The sequence below is a fragment of the Mitsuaria chitosanitabida ATCC BAA-476 = NBRC 102408 genome, assembly GCF_001598255.1.
Taxonomy (GTDB): domain Bacteria; phylum Pseudomonadota; class Gammaproteobacteria; order Burkholderiales; family Burkholderiaceae_C; genus Roseateles; species Roseateles chitosanitabidus.
This window is the reverse complement of the sequence record NZ_BCYP01000001.1, coordinates 78,573-101,752: the sequence shown is the minus strand read 5'-3', so window position 1 is coordinate 101,752 and position 23,180 is coordinate 78,573. Positions and strand designations below refer to the sequence as shown.

The window sequence follows — 23,180 nt, the reverse complement described above, 5'->3', positions numbered from 1 at the left end:
GCGCCCCGCGCCCGGCGCCTTCGCCCCTTCCAACGAACACCCCCACGCGACTCGATGACCTCGACTGCTTCCACTGCTCCCGCCGCCTCCGACGCCCGCGCCGTCACCCTGCCGACCGCCTCGGCGACGGACTTCCCCGCCGACTTCGTCTGGGCCGTGGCCACCAGCGCCTTCCAGATCGAGGGCGCGCACGATGCCGACGGCAAGGGCCCGTCCATCTGGGACACCTTCTGCCGCCAGCCCGGCGTGATCGCCGACGGCAGCAACGGCGACACCGCCTGCGAGCACGTCCTGCGCTGGGAGCAGGACCTGGACATGATCCGGGACCTGGGCGTGGATGCCTACCGCTTCTCGGTCTCCTGGCCGCGCGTGCGCCCCACCGGCGACGGCGACTGGAACGAGGCCGGCCTGGCCTTCTACGACCGGCTCGTCGACGGCCTGATCGCCCGCGGCATCAAGCCCTACCTGACGCTGAACCACTGGGACCTGCCGCAGGCGCTGCAGGACATCGGGGGATGGGGCAGCCGCGCCACCGTCGATCGCTTCGTCGAGTACGCCATCGGCATCGCCAGGCGCTACGGAGACCGCGTCGTCTCCATCGCCACGCACAACGAGCCCTGGGTCGTCGCCCAACTGGGCCATGAGACCGGCATCTTCGCGCCCGGCCTCAAGGACCGCGCGCTCGCGGCGCAGGTCTCGCATCACCTGCTGGTCAGCCACGGGCTCGCGATCACCGCGTTGCGCGCGCTGAAGCTCAAGGCCTCGCTGGGGATCGTGCTCAACCTCGCGCCCATGTACCCCGCCACCGACAGCGAGGCCGACCGCGCCCAGGCGCGCCTGGAGGACGGCAAGCTGCGCCGCTGGTACATGGACCCGCTGTTCAAGGGCCACTATCCGGCCGACGTGATCGAGATGCTGGGCGAGGACGCGCCCCAGGTCGAGGCCGGCGACATGGACCGGATCCGCGTGCCCATCGACTTCCTGGGCGTCAACTACTACTCGCGCGGCATGATCAGCGCGGACGGCAGCTTCGACGTCAGGAAGAGCGGCCTCGAGCTGACCGACATGGACTGGGAGATCTACCCGCAGGGGCTGACCGACCTGCTGGTCCAGCTGCACCGCGACTACCCGGTCCCCCGCCTGTACGTGACCGAGAACGGCGGCGCCTTCAAGGACCCGGTCGGCGCGGACGGCCAGGTGCACGACGCGGACCGCACCCGCTACCTCGACACCCACATCGCCGCCGTCGGCGAGGCACTGCGCCAGGGCGTGCCCATGGGCGGCTACATGGTGTGGAGCCTGATGGACAACTTCGAGTGGGCCTCGGGCTACGCCAAGCGCTTCGGCATCGTGCACGTGGACTACGCGACGCAGCGCCGCACGCCCAAGGACAGCGCGCTGGCCTACCGCGACTTCGTGCTGCGGCAGCGCGCCCAGCGCCGCGGCTGAGCGGCCCCCCCCCCGGCAGAGCAAGAACGCAAACGGAGCCTCACCCCATGGGACAAGTGACGCTGCGCGGCATCCGCAAGCGCTACGGTGACAACGAAGTCCTCCGCGGAATCGACCTGGACGTGCGCGATGGCGAGTTCATGGTCTTCGTCGGCCCCTCGGGCTGCGGCAAGAGCACGACGCTGCGCATGATCGCCGGCCTGGAGGACATCAGCGGAGGCGAGCTGCTGATCGACGGCACGCGCGCCAACGACCTGCGCCCGGCCGACCGCGGCGCGGCGATGGTGTTCCAGAGCTATGCGCTCTACCCGCACATGACGGTCGCGGAGAACATGGGCTTCGCGCTGAAGATGGCCGGCGTGGGCCGCGCCGAGCGCGACGAGCAGGTGCGCCGCACCGCCGAGATCCTTCGCATCACGGACCTGCTGGACCGCACGCCCAGGCAGCTGTCCGGCGGCCAGCGCCAGCGCGTGGCCATCGGCCGCGCGATCGTGCGCAAGCCGCGGGTCTTCCTGTTCGACGAGCCGCTGTCCAACCTGGACGCCGCGCTGCGCGTGGACATGCGCATCGAGCTCACCCGCCTGCACCAGCAGCTGGGCACGACCATGATCTACGTCACCCACGACCAGGTCGAGGCCATGACCATGGGCGACCGCATCGCCGTCTTCAACCGGGGCGGGATCGAGCAGCTCGGCGCGCCGATGGACCTCTACCAGCATCCGGCCAACGAGTTCGTCGCCGCCTTCCTGGGCGCGCCCAAGATCAACTTCGTCGAGCGCCCCGGCGCGGACGCGCCCGGCCCCTGGCGCCAGCTGTGGGAGCTGCTGGGCGGCGCCGCGCGCCCGGCGGCGCACCGGCTGGGCCTGCGCCCCGAGCACCTGCGCCTGGCCACCGAGGGTCAGGGCGTGCCCGCCACCGTGGTGCTGGCCGAGCACCTGGGCGACGTGTCCATCCTCCACCTGCGCGTCGACGGCCTGCCCGGCCTGCTGACCGCCAAGCTGCCCACGGGCGCATCGATGCTGCACGACGGCCATGCGGTGCGCCTCATCGCCGACGCGTCCGACGCGCTCGGCTTCGACGTCGAGGCGCGCGCCCTGCCCGGGCGACCGCGGCCGGACCCGGCCCGGGCCGGCGCCGACGGCGTGGCGCAGGCCGCGGCCTGACGCGCGTCGCGTCGCGCCGCAGGGCGGGAGGCCCCCGGGCCTCCCCGCTCACGCAGTTCCGTAGTTCAGTCGTCCAGCAGTACCCGCGCCGGTGTGGCGCCAACCCCTCGCTAGGGAAAGTCAGTAGAGGACCCGGGGCCGAAGCGGATAAATTCTGAAAGCGCTTTCACAAACATCCGCCGAAGCATCGGATCCAGCTTGCCCTGCCTCCCATCGGGCCCGCCACGACGGGGCCCCGGCCAAGTCTGAGAGATAAGAAGGAGACAAATGAAGCACGTCCATTCCCACCGGCCGCGCGCCCAGGCGCCGCGCCCCCTGCCGATCGCCGCGGCCTGCGCGCTGCTGGCGCTGTCGGCCGCCGCGCAGGCCCAGCAGGCGCCCGCCGCGCCCGAGGCCGCCGCCTCCGCGGCGCAGGCCGATGCCGCCCGCAAGGACCAGACCCAGCAGATCGAGACCGTCGTCGTCACCGGCATCCGCCAGTCGATGTCGACCTCGCTGAACCTCAAGCGTCAGCAGCGCGGTGTCGTCGACGGCATCGTGGCCGAGGACATCGGCAAGTTCCCCGACACCAACCTCGCGGAATCGATGCAGCGCATCTCGGGCGTGTCGATCGACCGCTCGATGGGCGAGGGCTCCAAGGTCACCGTGCGCGGCGTCGGCCCCGACTTCAACCTGGTGCTGCTCAACGGCCGCCAGATGCCGGCCTCGACCATCGCCGACACCGGTCCGTCCAACTCGCGCGCCTTCGACTTCGCCAACCTGGCGTCCGAGTCGATCGCGGCCCTGGAGGTCTACAAGACCAGCCGCGCCAGCACGCCCACGGGCGGCATCGGCGCGACCATCAACATCAAGACCGCGCGTCCGCTGGACACCGGCAAGACCGTCGCCAGCCTGGGCGTGAAGGCGGTGCACGACGCGGGCAACTCGCGCCTGCCGGACAACCTCAAGGGCGACAGCGTCACCCCCGAGGTCTCGGGCATCTACAGCACCACCTTCGGCGACGGCAAGTTCGGCATCGCGGTCTCGGGCAGCTTCCAGAAGCGCGACCTGGGCTACAACAGCGCCGGCGTGCCGGGCGGCTGGCTCCCGTTCAAGGGCGACGAGGGCGGCTGGGGCTCGATCCCGCAGGCGGGTCAGCCGGGCTCGCAGAACATCACCAACCGGCCCGGGCCGAACGATGTCTACTCCGTCCCGCAGAACCTGAACTACAACATGAACGGCGTGAGCCGGGAGCGGACCAACGGCCAGCTGACCTTCCAGTTCGCGCCGACCAAGTCGCTCACGACCACGATCGACTACACCGCGTCGCAGAACAAGATCCACACCCGTCGCAACGACGTGTCGGCCTGGTTCAACTTCGGCCCGTCGACCAGCTCGTGGACCAACGGCCCGGTGTCGGGTCCGCTGCTCTACGGGGAGACCATCGACGGCGTCAAGAACCCGGCCGACATCGCCATGGGCGGGGCCGACTTCGCGGTGAAGAACAAGAACGAGTCGCTGGGCTTCAACGCGGACTGGAAGGCCAGCGACAAGCTGCGCTTCGAGTTCGACGCCCACCACTCGACCGCGACCTCCGGCGCCGACAGCCCCTGGGGCACCAACAACGTCATCGGCACGGCCAGCTACACCCGCGGCACCACCACGGTGGACTTCAGCCAGCAGCTGCCCATCCTGATGATCGACGGCGTGGCCGATCCGGCCAAGCAGCTCGTCACCGGCTCGTCCTTCCGCAACAGCTACATGAAGTCGCAGGTCGACCAGCAGCAGCTGCGCGGCAGCTGGAAGATCAGCGACGAGTCCAAGCTGGACTTCGGCGTCGGCCTGTCCAAGGTGCGCAACCGCTCGGCCTACTCCAACGTCCAGCTCGACACCTGGGGCGGCGCCACCAGCGCGGCGGACTATCCGGACAGCGTCTGGCAGCAGCAGAACCTGCGCAACTTCTTCGGCAACATCTCGGGCAGCGGCGACCCGCGCCTGTTCACCAACTTCTACACCTTCAACTTCGGCGCGGTGCGCGACCTCGCCGCGGCCGCCGCCGCCGCGGCCAAGGCCAAGGACCCGAACAGCCCGCTGTCGGCCGACAAGTACCTGGCGTCGAACGTCTTCGACACCGATCGCCGCACCACCGAGAAGTCCTCCAGCGCCTACGCCGAGTACACCCGCGAGTGGGAACTGGGCGTCCCGATGAGCGCCACGGTCGGCCTGCGCTACGAGAAGACCAAGGTGACGTCCAGCGCGCTGGTGCCCATCGCCACGGGCATCAGCTGGGGCTCCAACAACGAGCTCACGGTGAACAAGGGCACGCCCGGCTTCACCACGCTGGACGGCAGCTACAAGTACTGGCTGCCCAGCATCGACTGGGACGCGGACCTGACGGACAAGCTCAAGCTGCGCGCCAGCTACGGCACCTCCCTCGGCCGTCCGGGCTGGGACGCGATTCAGGGCGGACAGACGCTCAACGACCTGGCCCGCATCAACGGCGGCACGGGCGCGCAGGGCAACCCGGCGCTCAAGCCGCTCAAGGCCAAGAACATCGACTTCTCGCTGGAGTACTACTACGCGCCGGCCAGCTACGTCGCGGCGGGCTTCTTCCGCAAGAACATCGCGAACTACATCGGGTCGACGCTGCAGAACATGACGCCGTTCAACTTGCACACGCCCATCGGCGGCAAGTACTACCAGGCGGCGCAGACGACCGGCGCCTGCAACGGCGACATCACCTGCATCCGCGACTACATCCTCAACAACTTCAACGGCCAGCCGGGCGTGACCAGGACGGGCACGGCCAACGGCCATGCGACCGGCAACATCGTCGGCCAGCCGGACGACCCGATCGCCAACTTCCAGATCACGGTGCCGGCCAACACGCGCTCCAACAGCCTGAACGGCTACGAGCTCAACGTGCAGCACGCGTTCGGACGCTCGGGCTTCGGCGTGGCGGCCAACTACACGCATGTGAAGTCGGGCCTGAAGTACGACCCGATGAGCTTCGACCAGCAGTACGCGCTGATCGGCCTGAGCGACTCGGCCAACCTGGTGGGCTTCTTCGAGAACGCCAAGTACAGCGTCCGTGTCGCGGTCAACTGGCGCGACAAGTTCCTCGCGGCGGTGAACGACGGCAACACGCTGGGCCGCTCGGCGCCGATCTATACCGAGCCCTACACGCAGGTGGACGTCAGCCTGGGCTACAACTACAGCGAGCGGCTGAGCTTCCAGGCCGAGGCGATCAACCTCACCGACGAGGTGATCCGCCAGCACGGCCGCACCAGCCAGGAGGTCTTCTCGGTGACGCAGACGGGCCGGCGCTTCATGCTGGGGCTGCGCTACAAGTTCTGACCCGCCGCCGGGGGTAGTCCCTGGCCCTGCCCGCGGCGCGCGGCCCGTAGCATCCACGGTCCGCGCGCCGCTTCCTCCTTCCGACGTCAATGAGCTCCGTCCTCCTGAATCACGCCGACCATGCGGGCCTGCGCCTCGTCACGCGACGCGGCACGGCCTACGGCGACGGCGTGATGTCCTCGCCGCTGTTCCCGCCCGAGTTCCGCAGCGCGCAGGCGCACTACCCCATCGTCTTCCGCGCCGACGGCGACGGCGGCTTCCATCCGGTCGCGCTGTTCGGTCTGGTCGAGGGCAGCAACCTGTTCCTCGCGCACGACGGCCCGGACACGGTCTGGGACGCGCACTACCTGCCCTGGGCCATCGAGCGTCAACCCTTCATGATCGGGCGCGGCGACCCGGGCGTCGACGAGCTGCTGGTCCACGTCGACCTGATGCATCCCCGGGTGCGGCTGGCCGAGGACGACGACGCCGCCGTCTTCGACGCGCTGGGCCGTCCCACCGAGTACCTGGAGCGCTCGGCCTCGCTGCTGCGCGCGATCCACGAGGGCATGCAGACGCTGCCCGCCTTCATCGACGCGCTGCTGCGGCACGAGCTGCTGGAGTCCTTCGTGATGGACGTCGAGTCGGCGCGCGGCGTCTCCCGCCTGGCCGGCTTCCACGCGATCAACGAGGAGCGTCTGGCGGCGCTGGACGCGGACGCGCTGGCCGCGCTGCAGCGGGCCGGCCATCTGGCGCCGATCTACATGGCGATGGCCTCGCTGTCGCAGCTGCGCGCGCTGATCGAGCGGCATCGGCGCCTGGGCCTGTGAGCGCGACGCGCCGACCATGAAGCCGATCCGCGAGATCGCCGCCACGCCAGGCCGGCTGCCCGACGACCTGCTGTCCGCAGCCGAGCCGGTGGTGCTGCGCGGCGTGGTGTCGCACTGGCCCGCGGTGCAGGCCTCGCGGCGCTCGGACCGCGCCGCGGTCGACTACCTGCGCCAATGCTGGCGCGGCGAGCCGGTGGCCATCATGACGGGCGCGCCCGAGATCGACGGCCGCTTCTTCTACAACGACGATTTCAGCGGCTTCAACTTCGGCCGCGAGGACGCGCCCCTGCCCGCGGTGATGGAGGCGCTGCTCGAGCTGCGCGCCGAGCCGCGTCCGCCCTGCTTCTACGTCGGCTCCACGACGGTCGACACCTGCCTGCCGGGCTTTCGCGCGCACAACGACCTGGACGTGGGCGATCCGGACGCGCTGGTCAGCGTGTGGCTGGGCAACCGCAGCCGCATCGCCGCGCATTACGACCTGCCGGACAACGTCGCCTGCGTGATGGCCGGCCATCGGCGCTTCACGCTGTTCCCGCCGGAGCAGCTGCCCAACCTCTATGTCGGCCCGCTGGACTTCACGCCCGCCGGCCAACCCGTCAGCCTGGTCGACCTGAGGGCGCCGGACCTGGCGCGCTTCCCGCGCTTCGAGCAGGCGGCGGCGCACGGGCTGGAGGCGGTCCTGGGGCCCGGCGACGCGGTCTACATCCCCAGCATGTGGTGGCACTCGGTCGAGGCGCTGGACGGCTTCAACGTGCTGATCAACTACTGGTGGCGGCAGTCGCCGGCCCACATGGACTCGCCGGTGCTGGCCCTGATGCTGGCGCTGCTGACGATGCGCGACCTGCCTCCCGCGCAGCGCCGTGCCTGGCAGGGGGCCTTCGACCATTACGTGTTCGCGGCGGACGCGGACACGGCTGCCCACATCCCCGAACACGCCCGCCACGCGCTGGCCCCGCTGAGCGCCGAGGGCGCCGGCCATCTGCGCGCCCATCTGATCCAGCGCCTGCGGCGCTGAGGAGCCTCTCATGACCCAAGCCCCGACCTCCCGCCGCCCGGTCCGTCGCGTCGTCATCGCCGGTGGCGGCACGGCCGGCTGGATGGTGGCGGCCTGCCTGTCCAGGACCCTGGGGCGGCTGCTGGACATCCGCCTGGTGGAGTCCGACGAGATCGGCACCGTGGGCGTCGGCGAGGCCACCATCCCGACGCTGCTCACCTTCCATCACCTGCTGGGCATCAGCGAGCCGGAGTTCATGGCCGCGACGCAGGCGACCTTCAAGCTGGGCATCCGCTTCGAGGGCTGGCGCGACGTGGGCGAGGACTACATCCATTCCTTCGGCACGACCGGCACGGACCACTGGACCGCCGCCTTCCAGCATTTCTGGCTCAAGGGCCGCGAGCGCGGGCTCGCCTCCGACTACGGCGACTACTGCCTGGAGCTGCGCGCCGCGCAGGAGCACCGCTTCGCGCATCTGCCACGGGCCGGCATGAACTACGCGTTCCACATGGACGCGACGCTGTACGGGCGCTATCTGCGCCGGCTCGCCGAGGCCCATGGCGTGCAGCGCATCGAGGGCAGGATCGCCGAGGTGCTCACGCACGAGGGAGAGCCCGGCGCCGCGCCGACCGACCGCGACCTGCGCGCGCTGCGGCTGGACAACGGCGCCGAGATCGAGGGCGACCTCTTCATCGACTGCACGGGCATGCGCTCGCTGCTGCTGGGTCAGACGCTGGGCGTCGGCTACCAGGACTGGTCGCACTGGCTGCCCTGCGACAGCGCGATCGCGGTGCAGACCGCGTCGGTGCGCGAGGCTGTGCCCTACACGCGCTCGATCGCGCATCCCTGGGGCTGGCAGTGGCAGATCCCGCTGCAGCACCGGGTCGGCAACGGCGTGGTCTTCAGCAGCCGCTACACCGACGACGACACGGCGCGGTCGACGCTGCTGGGGAACATCGACGGCGAGGTGCTGACCGCGCCCCGCGTGATCCGCTTCAAGCCGGGCCAGCGCGACGTGGTCTGGAAGCGCAACTGCGTCGGCGTGGGCCTGGCCAGCGGCTTCCTGGAGCCGCTGGAGTCGACCAGCATCCACCTGATCCAGCGCAGCGCGATCCGGCTGATGCAGATGTTCCCCAAGGACGGGATCCGCGAGCCCGACATCGCCGAGTACAACGCGCAGATGGCCGACGAGCTCGAGCACATCCGCGATTTCATCGCGCTGCACTACCACGTGACGAATCGGGCGGACTCGCCGATGTGGCGGGACCTGCGCGCGATGGCGCTGCCACCGTCGCTGCGGCACCGCATCGACCTCTTCCGCGAGACGGCGCGGGTGTTCCGCGGCCAGAACGAGCTGTTCACCGAGAACTCCTGGGTGCAGGTGATGTTGGGGCAAGGCCTGACCCCGGAGCAGTTCCACCCGACGGCGGACCTGATGGGCGACGCGGAACTGGCCGGCTTCCTCGGCGACCAGCGCGCGCGCATCGAGCAGACCGTGCGGCAGCTGCCGCCGCACCAGCAGTACGTGATGAAGTACGGCCCGGCGATGGCGCCCAAGGCCGCGACGGCCGCGGCCTGAGCGATCAACGGAGGCGGCCTGCGCGCCGGCCCGATCCGGTGACCGCCCCTCCTCCGACCGGCGCACCCTGCGCCGCCATCGTGACGAGACTCCGCGCGCCGGAGGGCGACCACCGCGGAACGCGCCCCAACCTGGCGTGAGAATCGCGGGGTCGAATCACATGGCCCGCGCGACGACTACGGGCCTCCACCCGGGGAGGGCTCGCATGACCGATCACGACTCCACATACGCCGGCGACTTCGTGCGCGTCGCCACCTGCTACACGGCCACGGAGGCCCATGTGCTGCGCAACGTCCTCGTCTCCGCCGGCTTGGATCCCGAGGTCGCGGACGCGAACATGGCGCAGATGCAACCCTGGATGACCGTCGCCTTCGGCGGCGTGCGGGTGCTTGTTCCGCAATCGCAGGTGGCCTCGGCGCGGCGGGCGATCGAGGACTACGAGGCAGGGCGGCTCGTGCTGCCCGGCGAGGATCCCGCGCCCGAGCCCTTCGCCACCTTGCCCGCGCCGGTCTTCAGCATCGACCGCGCGGCGCTGCTGAGCTTCGCGCTGACGCCGCTGTTCGGCGTGGCGGTGCAGATCTTCAATGCGTCCGTCATCGGCCCGAGTGCCCAACGGCTGGGGCACTGGCTCTGGCTGGCCTTCTTCCTCGTCGCGACGCCGGGCAGCATGGTGCTGCTGGCCGCGGGCAATCCGGGGTCATTCATCGTGCTGCGCGCGGCACTCTCGCTGTCGATCTTCACCGGCGCCTGGTATGTCTTCTCGGCGCAGAAGCAGAGCCGGCAGTTGCTCACCGTCTACGGTCCGGCCTATCGCAAGCGGAGCCTGCTGACACCGGCGATCGTCGCGGCGCTCGTGGCCATGGCCCTGGGCCAGGTCTGGAGCACGCTGGACTGAGATCCGCGTCCTGATCGTCCGCGCGAGGCGCGGCGCCCGGGGGCCCGCCCTTCACGACCAGTTCCTTGAACCCGGTCCGCGCGTCGACCTCACGCGACAGCGATCCCGCCGGCAGCCAGGCGACGAGCAACTCCGCGGTCGTCCGCACGGCGCAGCCCGCCGGCACATGGCCGCCGACGACGCGGCCTTGCGCGTCGGCGACCACCGCGTGCAGGTGCGCGCCCGCCGGCGACAGCGATCCCGACAGCGACACCAGCTCGCTGGGGCCCGGGATGGGGGTCTCCTCGTCCGCCTCCGCCAGGCGCAGCCGCGCGTCGGTCAGGCTGCCGATGCCGGCGACGACGAAACCTGACGCGCCCTCGCGCGCGCACAGGGCCTCCAGCGCGCGTCGCAGATCGTCACCGGGCTCGAGTCGAAGGGCTTGGAGGCGCATCGGGCGAGTGTAGGACGCGCCATGCCGGGTCCCGTGGCGCCCCGGCCCGTCGATCCCGCGCCACATCCGGGTCACCGGATCCGGCGACACCGCGCGCCCGCGTCACCGGTCACGCGGGCAGCCCGGCGGTCAGACATCACGGATCCTCGGGCCGGGCCCCGCCCATCGGCCAAACGGCCGATGGCCCCGTCACCGTCCGCACTTCAAGAATTCATCCGGCCCGGACATCGTCCCGGCCCGAGAACAACGACATCCGAGAAGAGAGGACCCCATGAAGCACCTTGCCACCAAGCCCCAGGCCGCGGCCCTGGCGACCACCCTGATCCTGCCCGCCCTGCTCGTCGCCTGCGGCGGCGGCAGCGACAGCACGACACCGGCGCCGGTCACCCCCACCTCCCTGGTGATCAACGGCACCGCCGCCACCGGCGCGGCGATGGCCAGCGCCGTCGTGAAGCTGAACTGCGCCAAAGGCACCGCCACCGTCACCGCCTCCGCGGCCGGCGTCTTCAGCGCCACCATCACGGACGGCGCCCTGCCCTGCGTGCTCACCGCCACCAGCGCCGACGGCAAGACCGAGCTGCACTCGCTGGCCGCCGGCACGGGCAACGCCGCCACGACCGCCAACGTCACGCCACTGTCCGAGCTGCTGATCGCGCGCCTGTCCGGTGGTGACGCCAAGGCCTTCGTCAGCGGCTTCGGCGCCAGCACGGCCATCAGCGCCGCCGACGTCACCGCGGCCCAGACCGCGCTGCTGGCCTCGCTCAAGGCCGCCGGGCTGGACACCGGCAGCGTCACCGACATCGTCGGCGGCGCGCTCACCGCGGGCAGCAGCGCCGGCTATGACGGCGTGCTCGACAAGCTCGGCGTCCTGCTCACCTCCGCGGGCATCACGCTGACGGACCTCAGCACCGCGGTCTCCACCACGACCAAGACCGGCTCCGACACGAGCAACGCCACGATCGGCACCCTGCTGGCCCCCGCCGCGAGCGACTGCCCGGGCTTCAAGAGCGGCGCGCTGCGCGTCATCGACCTGACGGGCGGCGAGTCCACCGTGATGACCGTCGACGCCACCAAGCTGACCGTCAACGACGGCACCACCACCTATCCGCTGACCAGGAACGCCGCCTGCGACTACACCGTCGGCAACGCCAACGCGGCGCGCGTGCTGGTGTCGCGCGCCGGCGTGGCGGTCTTCATGTCCGGCTCCGGCAAGACGGGCTGGGTCGGCGTGGCCTTCCCCGAACAGAAGCTGGACGTGTCGGCGCTCGCCGGCACCTATGACGCCGTGACCTACGACGCGGTGGCGGGCGGCGGATTCGGCGACACCGTCTTCGCGGCCGATGGCAAGAACGGCCTGTCCCACAACTGCACGACGCTGACCGACTGCACCGCGGACACCAACGACAAGGGCCAGCTGGTGCCCAACGCGAAGGGCGGCTTCGACTACACGAACGATCCTCGCAACGACCACGCCCGCGTCTACGCCTATCGCAACGCCTCGGGCAAGCTGCTGCTGGTGGGCCAGGACGACGACGGCTCGCTGACCCTCTTGGTCAGCAAGGACAAGCTCGCGCTCCCGGCGGTCAATCGCGTCGCCAACTACTGGCAGTTCACCGTCAACAGCGCCGGCCTGGGCGCGGTGGTGTCGGACGCCAACACCATCACGGCCGCGGACAGCGCGACCGGCCTGGTGACCCGCAGCTTCGCGTCGGACGGTCATACGGACAAGGTCACCTACAACGCGCCGTACGACGGCTTCCGCGCCCGCGTCGTCAACAACTGCGCCAGCGCCTCGGGTGGCGCCTACGCCTGCAACGCCGTGGCGCAGCTGCCCTATGGCGGCCTGGTGGTGTCGGTCAGCGCCGACCCGGCGAAGAACTTCGTCAGCGTGTCCGTCGACAAGCCCTGACCCGGGTTTGCGCGACTCCCCGCCCCGAGGGTTCACGGGCATGGTGTCGGCGAGTGTCGCCACCTGCCCCGCCATGACCGTGACCGACGAGATCGAACGCCCCGAGGACGCGGCCGCCCTGGACGCCGCCGTCGCCAGCGAGAAGCGCCGGCTGCTGGTCGACGGGACGACCGCCGACGTGCTCGGCTCGGTCGGGGCGGTGATCGTGATCGTGCTGGCCGAGTACGCCCACGCCGATCACGCGCGGATCGCGCTCTGGGCCGGCGGCATGCTGGCCCTGCTGCTGGGGCAGGTGCTCTTCGTCCGCCTGCAGCGGGGCGCCTCCGATGCGCGCTTCCTGTCGCGCTTCGTGGGGCTGGCCGTGGCGCTGGCCCTGGGCTGGGCCAGTTGCGCCCTGCTGGTGCGGCCCGACGACTTCAGCTTCGAGGCCTTCGATGTCCTGGCGCTGTGCGTCATCTTCACCGCCGGCAGCGTCTACAACGCGCACCACCTGCCGGCGCTCTACGGGTTCCAGTTCGCCGGACAGGGCGCGCTCACCCTGATCTACGCCGTGCGCGGCGGCGCCTCGCTGCTCAACGGGCTGATCGCGGCCGGATTCGCGATCCTGATGTGGACGCTGGTCGGCTACGGGCGCAGCTTCCACCGCGGACTGGTCCGCGCGGTCGAGCTGGGTTTCGAGAACTCGCGCCTGGTCGCGCAACTGCAACGCCGGACGCAGGCGCTGGAACAGGCCAACATCGCCAAGACGCGCTTCCTGGCCTCGGCCAGCCACGACCTGCGCCAGCCGCTGCACGCGATCAGCCTGCTGATCAGCCTCCTGGGCGAGCGCGCGCGCGGCCAGCCACCCATCGAGGATTTGATCCGCCGCGTCGAGTCCTCCACCGAGGTCATGGAAACGCTGCTCAACGGCATCCTGGACATCTCCCGGCTGGACGCGGGCGTCGAGCGGCCGCGCATCGGCGCGGTGCCGGCCCGCCAGATCCTCGAGCGACTCGAGCGCCAGTTCGCGCCGATCGCGACCGCGCACGGCCTCCAGTTGCGGGTGCGCGTCGACAGCCGCGCCTGGGTGCGCAGCGACCCCGCGCTGCTCGCCCGCATGCTCGACAACCTGGTCGCCAACGCGCTGCGCTACACGCCACGCGGCGGCCGGGTGCTGGTCGCGTTGCGGCCGCGTCGCGGCGGTGAAGCCGCGTTCGAAGTGCGCGACAACGGCATCGGGATTCCGGCCGACAAGCTCGACGAGGTCTTCGAGGAATTCGTCCAGCTGCACAACCCGCGCCGCGAGCGGAGCATGGGGCTCGGCCTGGGCCTGTCCATCGTGCGGCGCACCGCGCGGCTGCTGGCCCACCTGGTGGAAGTGCGCTCGATGCCGGACCGCGGCTCGGTCTTCCGCATCGTCGTGCCCCTGGCCGACGCCGACTCCCCGGTCGAAGCCGGTCCGCGGGCCGACACCGAGACGCCGGACGGACTGATCCGCCTGCGGGTGCTCGTGGTCGACGACGAGGCGCCGATCCGCGAGGCCCTGCGCGAGCTGCTGGAGGCCTGGGGCTGCGACTGCATCACCGCCGCCGACGGCGCGGAAGCGATGGACCGGCTGGACGACGACCTCGACGCCCTGCTCTGCGATTACCGGTTCGAGCAGGAGACCGGGGTGGCCCTGGTGCTCCGTCTGCGCGAACGGCTGGGGCGCGAGGTGCCGGCGCTGATCGTCACGGGAGACGTCACCGCGCATCAGTTGATCGACATCGCCAGCAGCGACCTGCCCGTGATGCACAAGCCGGTCAATCCGGCCGCGCTGCGACGGTGGCTGGCGAGCGCCGGCTCAGCCGTTCAGGCGTAGGCCCAGGCGGGCCGCGGCCACCACCGCCTGCGTGCGCGAGGTCACTTCCAGCCGGCGATAGAGCGCCTCCAGGTGCGTCTTGACCGTGGACTCGGAAATGTCGAGCACCTGGCAGATGGCCTTGTTGCTGCGCCCTTCGATCAACAGGCGCAGCACCTGCGCCTGGCGCGGCGAGATGCCCAGCGCGTCGGTGGCCTCGCGCGGCGCGACGGGCGCCTGCGAGAAGCCGGCAGGAAGAAAGACGCCGCCGTCGAGCACGGTCCGCATCGCCGCGAGCATCGCCCCGGTCTGCGAGGTCTTGGGCACGAAACCCGACGCGCCGTGATCGATGGCGCCCAGGATCAGGTCGGGGTCCTCGCTGGCGGAGAGCATCACGTAGCGGGGGCGCGGGGCCCGCGCGCGCAGATGGATCAAGCCGTCGAGGCCCGCCGCGTCGGGCAGGGACAGGTCCAGCATCACCAGCGTGATCGGTCCGCCGGCGGCCTCCGGGTCGGCGTCGTCCGCCGCGAGGCAATCCAGTGCCTGCGCGAGGCTGCCGGCCTGCAGGACCTGCCAGCGCGGGAACTCATGGGCCAGCAGCAGGGCGAGCCCCTCGCGGAACAGCGGATGGTCGTCGACGAGAAGGGCGCGGGTCTGCACGGTGGAGCGGCGGCGGGCCGGAGAGTGGCCTCATCAGAACACAGCCACGGGACCCGGGTCGACACACCGATTCGCGGGGATGGGCGTGGGCCCGGTCCAACGCTCCGGTCCGCCCCGTGCCCCCATCGCCCAGAATCCGCGACTTCGGACACCGTCGGGAAACATTCCTGACACCAGAACAACGAGACCGATCTCGAGGGATACCTTGCCAAGCCGCCTCCATGCCCCCCGCGCCGCCAGCCTGTGCGCCGCCGTCCTCGCCCCCGCGCTGCTGATCGCCTGCGGCGGCGGTGGTGACACCGTCAACAAGAACGTCCAGGTCGTCCCGGTCATTCCGCCGCCACCGACCACCAGCTCGCTGGTGATCAAGGGCACGGCCGCCACCGGTGCCCCGATGGCCAATGCCGCCATCAAGCTGAGCTGCGCCAAGGGCAGCGCGACCGCCACGGCCACGACCGCCGGGGCCTTCACCGCCACCATCACCGACGGTGCCCTGCCCTGTGTGCTGACCGCCACCAGCGCGGACGGCAAGACCGAGCTGCACTCGCTGGCCGCCGGCACCAGCAACGGCAACGCCAACGTGACGATCAATGTCACGCCGCTGTCGGAGCTCCTCATCGCGCACCTGTCCGGCGGCGATCCCAAGGCCTTCGTCGCCGGCTTCGGCAGCGGCACGGCCATCGCGACCTCCGACGTGGCGGCCGCCCAGATCGCGCTGCTGGCGGCGCTCCGGGCCGCCGGCCTGGACATCACCACGGTCTCCGACATCGTCGGCGGCGCGATCACCGCCGGCAGCGGCGTCGGCTACGACAGCGTGCTCGACAAGCTGGGCGCGATGCTCACCGACGCCGGCGTGTCGCTCGCGGACCTCAGCGCCGCGGTCTCCGGCACCGCCAGGATCGGCATCGACACCAACCACGCCGCCGTCGGCACCGTGCTGGCCCGCGCCGCCACCGACTGCCCGGCGCTCAAGGGCGGCCCACTGCGCCTGATCGATCTGACCAGCGGCACCGCGCAATTGATGACGCTGGATCCGGCCAAGCTGACCGTGTCGAACGGCACCGCCAGCTACACGCTGGTGAAGAACGCCGCATGCGACTACAGCGTCCCCAGTCTGATGAACGCGCGCGTGCTGGTCGCCCGCTCCGGCATCGCCGTCTTCTTCGTCGGCTCGGGCAAGACCGGCTGGGTCGGCGTGGCCTTCCCCGAACAGCGCCTGGACCTGAGCGCGCTCGCCGCCACCTACAACACGGTGAGCTACTCGAACGTCGCGGCGGGCGGCTTCGGGGACACGGTCTTCGCGACCGACGGCAGGAACGGCCTGTCCCACAACTGCACCACGCTCAAGGACTGCGTCGCCGACACGCAGGCCAAGGGCCAGCTGGTGCCCAACGCCGGCGGCGGCTTCGATTACGCGAATGATCCGCGCGGGAGCCAGGCACGCGTCTTCGCCTATCGGACCCTGTCCGGCAAGCCGATGATGATCGCGCTGCGCAACGACCACACGGTCACCGTGATGACCAAGCAGGAACCGCTCGCGCTGCCCGCGCTCAACCGGGTCGCCGCGTACTGGCAGTTCAATGCCAACCAGTACGGCGTCTTCCCGGCGGTCGTCGACACCAACACCGTGACCTCCGTCGACCCCGCGGCCAGCACGGTGACCCGCCTGTTCTCGTCGGACCTCCACACCGACGCGGTGGTCTACAACACGCCCTTCCCAGGCATGCGACACCGCGACGGCGCCTCCTGCGCGCCCGTGAAGGGCGGCTATGTCAGCTGCAACTCCGCGGTGCACCTGCCCTTCGGCGGCATGCAGCTGTCGGTCAGCGCGGAGCCGAGCAAGGTGATCTTCATGACGGTGGTCGTCGACAAGCCCTGACCCCGACCACGCGGGCGCCCTCGGGCTCCCGCGCCCGTCGTCATCCCTTCAGGTGGGCAGCGCCAGCTCCCACGTCTCCCCCACCAGGTCCTGGCCGAAGCCGCGGAAGGACTCGGTGCCGACGAGCTGGTAGCCCGCCTTGCGGTAGATGTGCTTGGCCGCGTCCAGCTGGCTGTTGGTCCACAGCCGCACCCGGCGATAGCCCGCCTCGCGCGCGAAGCGATGGCATTCGGTGACGAGCCGGTCGCCCAGGCCCAGGCCGCGGGCGCGGGGCTCGACCAGCAGCAGCCGCAACTGGGCCGTGCCCTCGATCGGCGCCTGACTGCCCTCCTCGCGCGCCTGCACCAGGCACACGCTGCCCAGGTTCTCCCCGTCGCGATCCGCGATCCAGCAGGCCTCGCGCGCCGGATCGAAACGCTCGATGAAATCGGCGGCGATGCGCGCCACCAGCGCCTCGAAGCCCAGGTCGAAGCCGTACTCCCGCGCGTACAGCGCGCCATGCCGCGCGATCACCCAGCCCAGGTCGCCCGGTCCGTGCGGGCGCAGGACCACGTCCCCGTCGGCGCCCGGCTCCCCGAGCAGCCGCTGCACCCGCTGCATCGCCTGCAACAGCTCCGCCTGGCGCGCCTCGCTCAACGGCCCCAGCATCTCCGCGACCTGCGCCTGCGATCGGCGATCCAGCGGCTTGAACGCCCGCCGCCCCGCGGGACTGAGCCGCAGCAAGGACTGCCGCGCATCGACCTCGCTGCGCGTCGCGCGCACCAGGTCGCGCGCCTTCAGGTCGCGCAACAGGCGGCTGAGGTAGCCGCCGTCCAGGTCCAGCAGACGCCCCAGGTCCGTGGCGGTCAGGCCGTCGCCGTTCTCCAGATGCGCCAGTTCCCAGAGGATGCGGCACTCGGTCAGGCTGAACTCGGAATCGAGCAGGCCCTCGTTCAGCACGCCGATCCGGCGTGTGTAGAAGCGGTTGAAACGACGGATGGTCTCGATGCGGTCGGGGGCGTCCATGGCGCGATCCTCGTCGAGATGCTTGCTTTTGGCAAGCATTTTCCTGGCCACGAATCCGGGCGATCCCTCGGGTAGAACCGAGCATTCCCGCGCGCCGACCCATCGCCACAATCCGGGCCACAACAAGCATCGAGGGAGGAACGCATGGGCAGGATCCATCGGTCGCCGCGCGCGACGCTGACCGCCGTCGCCGGCACCTTCGCCGCCGTCACGGCCATCTCCACCGTCCTCGCGCTCGCCGCGGCGGGTCCCGCGCGGGCACAGGCCGCGCCTCCGGCCCAGCCGTCGATCGAGGACTTCTTCCGCGATCCGCAGATGCGCCAAGTCAAGCTGTCGCCCGACGGCCGCTTCCTCGCCTTCGTCGCCAACAAGGGCGACAGCGCGATGCTGGTCGTCGCCGACATCGACAGCGGCATGAAGCCCACGCCGGTGGCGGGCTTCCAGGACGCGGACGTCGGCACCTACGCCTGGGTCGGCAGCGAGCGCCTGGTCTACACCTCCGCGCAGAACCAGGGCGACCGCTGGCGCACGCTGCACAACTCCGGTCTGTGGGCCGTCAAGCGCGACGGCACCGAGCGCCGCCAGCTGATCCACGCGATGTACGGCGCCGACGGCCAGACCGGCTCGCTGGTGGCCAGCCGCATCCTGCCGGTGGAGTGGCAGCTCCTGCGCGCGCCCGACGACGGCAGCAACGAGGTGCTGGTCGTCAGCGGCCGCTTCGACGGCCGCGAGCAGCTGGCCGACGTGCGCCTCGCGCGGCTGGACATCACGACCCAGCGGCGCCGCAACCTCGATGCCGACGCGCCCCGGGAGACCAAGGACTGGGCCATCGACGTGGCGGGCGAGCCCTGGGGCCTGGTCACCTTCGAGGGCTCGAACGCCAGCGTCCATCTGAAGAATCCCGCCGGCGGCTGGTCGGTCTGGAAGACGGGCGGGCTCTACGAGAACGCGGCACCCGACCTGTTCGCGTCGGACGGACGCGGCCTGCGACTGGTGGTCACGCGCAATGCCGACCGGGTCGACGCGCTGTACCGCGTCGATCCCAAGACGCTGGAGATCGAGGCGCAGCCGCTGATCGCCACCAAGGGCTACGACTTCGACGGCGACGCCGCCTTCGATCCCGAGACCCGCCAGCTGCTGGGCCTGCACTTCGAGACCGACGCGCCCTCGGCCTACTGGTTCGAGCCCCGGCTCAAACAGTGGCAGGCCGAGGTCGACAAGCGCCTGCCCGGTCGCGCCAACCGGATCGACTGCGGCCGCTGCCTGCGCACCGGGCGCTTGCTGGTGACCTCGTTCTCGGACCAGCAGCCCATCCAGTACCTCCTCTTCGACACGGCCAAGGGCAGCCTGACCTTGCTCGGCTCGACGCGCCCCTGGATCCGGGCCGCGCAGATGGGCCAGCGCGACCTGAGCCGCATCCCCGCGCGCGACGGCCTCGAGATCCCCGTCATGGTGACCCAGCCCGCGGGCAAGGCCGCGGGTCCGCGACCCGCCGTGGTGCTCGTGCACGGCGGCCCCTATGAGCGCGGCACGCATTGGGGTTGGGACAACGAGGCGCAGTTCCTGGCCAGCCGTGGCTACGTCGTCATCGAGCCCGAGTTCCGCGGCAGCATGGGCTACGGCGACAAGCTGTTCAAGGCGGGCTGGAAGCAATGGGGCCTGGCGATGCAGGACGACATCAGCGATGCGCTGAAGTGGGCCGTCAAGCAGGGCTGGGTGGATCCGAGGCGGGTCTGCATCGCGGGCGCCAGCTACGGCGGTTACGCGGCGCTGATGGGCCTGATCAAGGACCCGGGCCAGTACCGCTGCGCGGTCAGCTGGCTCGGCGTCACCGACATCGGGCTGATGGCCTCCGACGAATGGAGCGACATGTCGGACGCATGGCGCACCTACGGGGTCAAGGCCATGGTCGGCGACCCCGTCAAGGATGCGGAGCAGATCCGGCAGACCTCGCCGGTGCGTCGCGCGGCCGAGATCCGCCAGCCGGTGCTGCTGGCCTACGGCGGCACCGACCGTCGCGTGCCGCTCAAGCACGGGCAGGAGATGCGCGCCGCGCTGGAGGCGGCCGGTCATCGGCAGGTCCAGTACGTCGTCTACAACGACGAGGGCCACGGCTGGCGCAAGCTCGCGACCCAGGTCGACTTCTACGGACGGATGGAGCGCTTCCTCGCCGAGCACATCGGAACGGCATCGGAACGCGGTCCTGACGCGTCGCCGACGGCCGGAGCGTCCGCCCGGTAAAGAAGGGTTGCGGGCGACATCCGGCGCGTGTCCGGGGTCAACGACGTCGGAGAGACTTCGTTGTGGAGCGGCAGGATCGACCGACATCCGGATCGATCCGCTTCACTTCAAGGAGATCACGAATGTCCTCTCGCACCCGCCTGGCCGCGCTGTCGCTGGCCGTCGCCGCCTTCGCGCCCCTGATCGCCTGCGCGCAACCGCTGCCCGGTGCTCACCCCGCCTACCTGCACGCGCTGACCGACCTGCGCGCCGCGCGCTGGATGCTGTATCACCAGCCGGGCGACGACAAGGTCTTCGCCGAGGAGGATGTCGGCATCCGCGAGATCGACGCGACCATCGCCGAGATCAAGGCCGCCGCGATCGATGACGGCAAGGACATCGGCGACCACCCCAACGTGGACGTCCACGAGCACGGCAGCCGCCTGCTGCGCGCGATCGAATCGCTGGAGAAGGCCAAGGCCGACATCTCGCGCGAGGAGGACAACCCGCAGAGCCGCCAGCTGCGCCATCGCGCGCTGGAGCACCTGGACCGCGCCATCCACGCCACCAAGTCCGCGCATGCGCACTGGCTGAAGGACATGGGCCGCTGACCGGTCCGCGCGGCTCGTCGGCCGCGCCGTCGAGCGGGTCCTCGAGCGACCCGCGATCGACGCACCAAGGCCTCAACGCGGCGCTGCGGTCCCCACGGACTTCAGCGCCGCGATCACTTGGGTGTGGGCCTGCACCAGCGCCGGCGACTGATCGAAACGTCGCGCGTAGCGCTGCTTGAAGTCCTCGGCGCTGTCGCGGTCCAGGCTCAGCAGATCGCGCGCGCGCTGCGCGACGGCCAGCGGCGTCTCGTCGGCGTCGGCCGCGCCGTCGATGGCCTCGTCCAGCATCGTGATCAGGCGGCTGAGCGGCTCCAGCCAGCGCATCTCGTCGCCGAAGGCCATCACCTGCAGGAACTCGCCCGCGCTCTGCGGGCCGTGGGTCTTCTCGTAATCGCCGCGCTCCAGGTCGACCAGACCGCGGTGCAGGTCGAGCAGGCTGCTGCGGAGTTGTTGGCAGGCTTGAGTGGACATGGTGTTCTGACCGGAAAGCGAAGACGGCCGCCAGCTTAGCGCCGCCAGACGACGCCTGCCTCTCTCCCTGGCGACGGATGTCCCTGCCAGATGGGAGAGGCGCGATCAACCGAGGAATGCCGGTTGCCGCGCACCCGTCGGCTGCGAGGATCGCAGTCGCCGGCCCGGGGCCGGCTCCAGCCGCGGCCCACGAGGCGCGCGGTTCCCTCTCACATGTCGGAGACAAGCATGAGCAGCAAGACCGCCAAGAACACCGTCTGCGTCTGGTACGACAAGGACGCCGAGGCCGCCGCCCACTTCTACGCCAAGACCTTCCCGGACAGCCGAGTGGACGAGGTGATCCACGCGCCGGGCGATTTCCCCTCGGGCAAGCAGGGTCAGGTGCTGGTGGTGAAGTTCACCGTGATGGGCATCCCCTGCGTCGGACTCAACGGGGGGCCGCAGGTCCAGCACAGCGAGGCCTTCTCCTTCCAGGTCGCGACCGATGATCAGGCGGAGACCGACCGGTTGTGGAACGCGATCGTGGGGAACGGCGGCAAGGAGAACGCCTGCGGCTGGTGCTCGGACCGGTGGGGCATCCGCTGGCAGATCACGCCGCGCGTGCTGACCGACGCGCTGTCCGATCCCGACCGCGCCGCCTCCAAGCGGGCGTTCGACGCGATGATGACCATGACGAAGATCGACGTCGCGAGGATCGAGGCGGCGCGCAAGGGATGAGCGCCTCGGCGGGACGGCGCGCCCGCGGCCCCGTGGCTCAGCGCGTCCTCCCGCAGGCGGCGTCGAGCGTCGCCCGATCCGCCACCGTCGCCACCTCGTCGCGCGACGCCTCGTAGGCCGGCTGCAGCCGCTCCAGGCGCGGCAGCGGCGGCTTGCCGGCCGCGACCGCTCCGCAGAACTGCGCGACCGCGGCCCGCGCATTGCGGAGCCGGACCGCCGCGGACGGATGCGTCTTCCGGCCTTGCGTCGCCAAGGCCGGCAGGCGCCGGTCGGCATCGCGCCAGAACGCCACGGCGCCGCGGATGTCGTAGCCGGCCAGTCCCGCGAAGACCAGTCCCAGCGTGTCGGCATCCAGCTCCTGCTGGCGCTCGTCCCGGGGCGTGTCGTCGTGCGGCGTGGGGTGGTTGGTCTGCAGCAAGCCGAGCAGGCCGTCGTCATATCGACCGGCCTGTCCTTCGCGTTGCCGCTGCAGCCGCACGTAGCCGTGCGCCAGCACCAGGTGCGCGAACTCGTGACCCAGCACCATGGCGAGCTCGTCGCGGGACAGGCGCGCCTGCATCTCACGGGTCACGAAGGTCCCGGAGAACAAGGCGAACGCGTTGGTGACGCCCGCCGCGTCGAGCGGCTCCGTCCGGATGGTGCAGACGCGGGTCCCCTGCGCGTCGAAGTCCGCGAGCTTGCCGCACCACGGCGCCGCCACCACCCGCAGCTTCGCGTGGATCGCCTCCAGGTCGGTGTCGTCGGTCGCCGCGTGCGCGGCCATCGTGACCGCCATCGCGGACACGAGTCCGGCGGCGACCCGCCGGAGGATCCCTCTTCTCATCCACGTCTCCCTGCTTCCGAGGAGGGCCATGATAGAAGCCCCCCGTGTCATCCCGGGGTCAGGACTTGCCGGGGCGTCCCCCGGATGAATTACATTCGCCGACGGCCGGCGTCAGGGAGGCGCCGGAATCACCCGACCGCTCACGCCCTCGATGGCGTGACGAAGAAACGGAACGGACTCATGAAGCCGAAGAAAACCCTCGTGCGCGCGGGCGCGCTGATCGCCGGTGTGCTCGTCGCCGCCGCCGCCGGCCATGTCGCCGCGCGCGCCTACGAACAGGACCGCGCATCCGCCGTCCCGATCGACCTCAACGCCGCCTTCGACCCCAAGGCCTGCTACGCGCGTTGCATGGAAGAGATCAACGACGCCCGCAAGTGCGATCGCATCTGCGATCCGAATCAGAAGTAA

The 23,180-nt window shown here is 70.8% G+C and carries 19 protein-coding genes; 14 read left to right on the top strand and 5 right to left on the bottom strand.

Features of this window, described 5'->3' with window-relative positions:
- The first annotated feature begins 54 nt into the window (after positions 1-54).
- The 7 genes from MCHT01_RS00415 to MCHT01_RS00385 all read left to right on the top strand — a co-directional run bounded on the left by MCHT01_RS00415 (position 55) and on the right by MCHT01_RS00385 (position 10,225).
- Positions 55-1,449, top strand: a complete 1,395-nt coding sequence (locus MCHT01_RS00415) for a GH1 family beta-glucosidase (RefSeq protein WP_084451456.1) — start codon at positions 55-57, stop codon at positions 1,447-1,449.
- Positions 1,450-1,496: 47 nt separating this feature from the next.
- Positions 1,497-2,612, top strand: coding sequence for an ABC transporter ATP-binding protein (locus MCHT01_RS00410; RefSeq protein ID WP_084451454.1), 1,116 nt, complete (start codon positions 1,497-1,499; stop codon positions 2,610-2,612).
- Between the two features lie 267 nt (positions 2,613-2,879).
- The gene (locus MCHT01_RS00405) at positions 2,880-5,948 is read left to right on the top strand and encodes a TonB-dependent receptor (protein WP_067060832.1); all 3,069 of its coding nucleotides are present in this window, start codon (positions 2,880-2,882) and stop codon (positions 5,946-5,948) included.
- Between the two features lie 89 nt (positions 5,949-6,037).
- Positions 6,038-6,757: a SapC family protein gene (locus MCHT01_RS00400; RefSeq protein ID WP_067060829.1), complete on the top strand. Its 720-nt coding sequence runs from the start codon at positions 6,038-6,040 to the stop codon at positions 6,755-6,757.
- Between the two features lie 16 nt (positions 6,758-6,773).
- Complete coding sequence (locus MCHT01_RS00395) at positions 6,774-7,772, top strand: cupin-like domain-containing protein (RefSeq protein WP_067060826.1); 999 nt, start codon at positions 6,774-6,776, stop codon at positions 7,770-7,772.
- 10 nt (positions 7,773-7,782) lie between these two features.
- Positions 7,783-9,330 (top strand): tryptophan halogenase family protein, encoded by a 1,548-nt coding sequence (locus MCHT01_RS00390; RefSeq protein WP_067060823.1) that lies wholly within the window; start codon positions 7,783-7,785, stop codon positions 9,328-9,330.
- A gap of 205 nt (positions 9,331-9,535) precedes the next feature.
- Positions 9,536-10,225 (top strand): putative signal transducing protein, encoded by a 690-nt coding sequence (locus MCHT01_RS00385; RefSeq protein ID WP_067060820.1) that lies wholly within the window; start codon positions 9,536-9,538, stop codon positions 10,223-10,225.
- Here the strand turns inward: MCHT01_RS00385 and MCHT01_RS25330 are convergent.
- Positions 10,119-10,658, bottom strand: coding sequence for a PPC domain-containing DNA-binding protein (locus tag MCHT01_RS25330; RefSeq protein ID WP_084451535.1), 540 nt, complete (start codon positions 10,656-10,658; stop codon positions 10,119-10,121). The genes MCHT01_RS00385 and MCHT01_RS25330 overlap by 107 nt on opposite strands.
- Positions 10,659-10,929: 271 nt before the next feature.
- On the opposite strand from MCHT01_RS25330, the gene MCHT01_RS00375 reads away from it, so the two are divergent.
- Entirely contained in the window at positions 10,930-12,567 is a 1,638-nt protein-coding gene (locus MCHT01_RS00375; protein ID WP_067060814.1) for a hypothetical protein, read from the top strand.
- Positions 12,568-12,640: 73 nt separating this feature from the next.
- A complete protein-coding gene (locus MCHT01_RS00370; RefSeq protein WP_148661318.1) occupies positions 12,641-14,407 on the top strand; it encodes a hybrid sensor histidine kinase/response regulator in 1,767 nt (588 codons plus the stop codon).
- Here MCHT01_RS00370 and MCHT01_RS00365 read toward each other — a convergent pair.
- Complete coding sequence (locus tag MCHT01_RS00365; RefSeq protein ID WP_067060808.1) at positions 14,390-15,046, bottom strand: LuxR C-terminal-related transcriptional regulator; 657 nt, start codon at positions 15,044-15,046, stop codon at positions 14,390-14,392. The genes MCHT01_RS00370 and MCHT01_RS00365 overlap by 18 nt on opposite strands.
- Before the next feature lie 205 nt (positions 15,047-15,251).
- Between MCHT01_RS00365 and MCHT01_RS00360 the strand changes: the two genes are divergently transcribed.
- Positions 15,252-16,925, top strand: a complete 1,674-nt coding sequence (locus MCHT01_RS00360) for a hypothetical protein (RefSeq protein ID WP_067060805.1) — start codon at positions 15,252-15,254, stop codon at positions 16,923-16,925.
- Positions 16,926-16,973: 48 nt separating this feature from the next.
- Here the strand turns inward: MCHT01_RS00360 and MCHT01_RS00355 are convergent, their stop codons facing one another.
- Positions 16,974-17,930: a bifunctional helix-turn-helix transcriptional regulator/GNAT family N-acetyltransferase gene (locus tag MCHT01_RS00355; RefSeq protein ID WP_067060802.1), complete on the bottom strand. Its 957-nt coding sequence runs from the start codon at positions 17,928-17,930 to the stop codon at positions 16,974-16,976.
- 144 nt (positions 17,931-18,074) lie between these two features.
- Between MCHT01_RS00355 and MCHT01_RS00350 the strand changes: the two genes are divergently transcribed.
- Positions 18,075-20,171 carry a S9 family peptidase gene (locus MCHT01_RS00350; RefSeq protein WP_067060798.1) on the top strand — a complete coding sequence of 699 codons (2,097 nt, stop codon included), beginning with the start codon at positions 18,075-18,077 and terminating at the stop codon, positions 20,169-20,171.
- A 122-nt stretch (positions 20,172-20,293) separates the two neighbouring features.
- Positions 20,294-20,761, top strand: a complete 468-nt coding sequence (locus MCHT01_RS00345; RefSeq protein ID WP_067060795.1) for a hypothetical protein — start codon at positions 20,294-20,296, stop codon at positions 20,759-20,761.
- Between the two features lie 72 nt (positions 20,762-20,833).
- On the opposite strand, the gene MCHT01_RS00340 is transcribed toward MCHT01_RS00345, so the two are convergent.
- Positions 20,834-21,232 carry a hypothetical protein gene (locus MCHT01_RS00340; RefSeq protein WP_148661317.1) on the bottom strand — a complete coding sequence of 133 codons (399 nt, stop codon included), beginning with the start codon at positions 21,230-21,232 and terminating at the stop codon, positions 20,834-20,836.
- Between the two features lie 228 nt (positions 21,233-21,460).
- Between MCHT01_RS00340 and MCHT01_RS00335 the strand changes: the two genes are divergently transcribed.
- Entirely contained in the window at positions 21,461-21,949 is a 489-nt protein-coding gene (locus MCHT01_RS00335) for a VOC family protein (RefSeq protein ID WP_067060793.1), read from the top strand.
- Between the two features lie 37 nt (positions 21,950-21,986).
- Here MCHT01_RS00335 and MCHT01_RS00330 read toward each other — a convergent pair whose 3' ends face one another.
- Positions 21,987-22,772 (bottom strand): M48 family metalloprotease, encoded by a 786-nt coding sequence (locus tag MCHT01_RS00330; RefSeq protein ID WP_169806072.1) that lies wholly within the window; start codon positions 22,770-22,772, stop codon positions 21,987-21,989.
- A 180-nt stretch (positions 22,773-22,952) separates the two neighbouring features.
- Between MCHT01_RS00330 and MCHT01_RS26595 the strand changes: the two genes are divergently transcribed.
- Positions 22,953-23,180, top strand: coding sequence for a hypothetical protein (locus tag MCHT01_RS26595; RefSeq protein ID WP_067060787.1), 228 nt, complete (start codon positions 22,953-22,955; stop codon positions 23,178-23,180).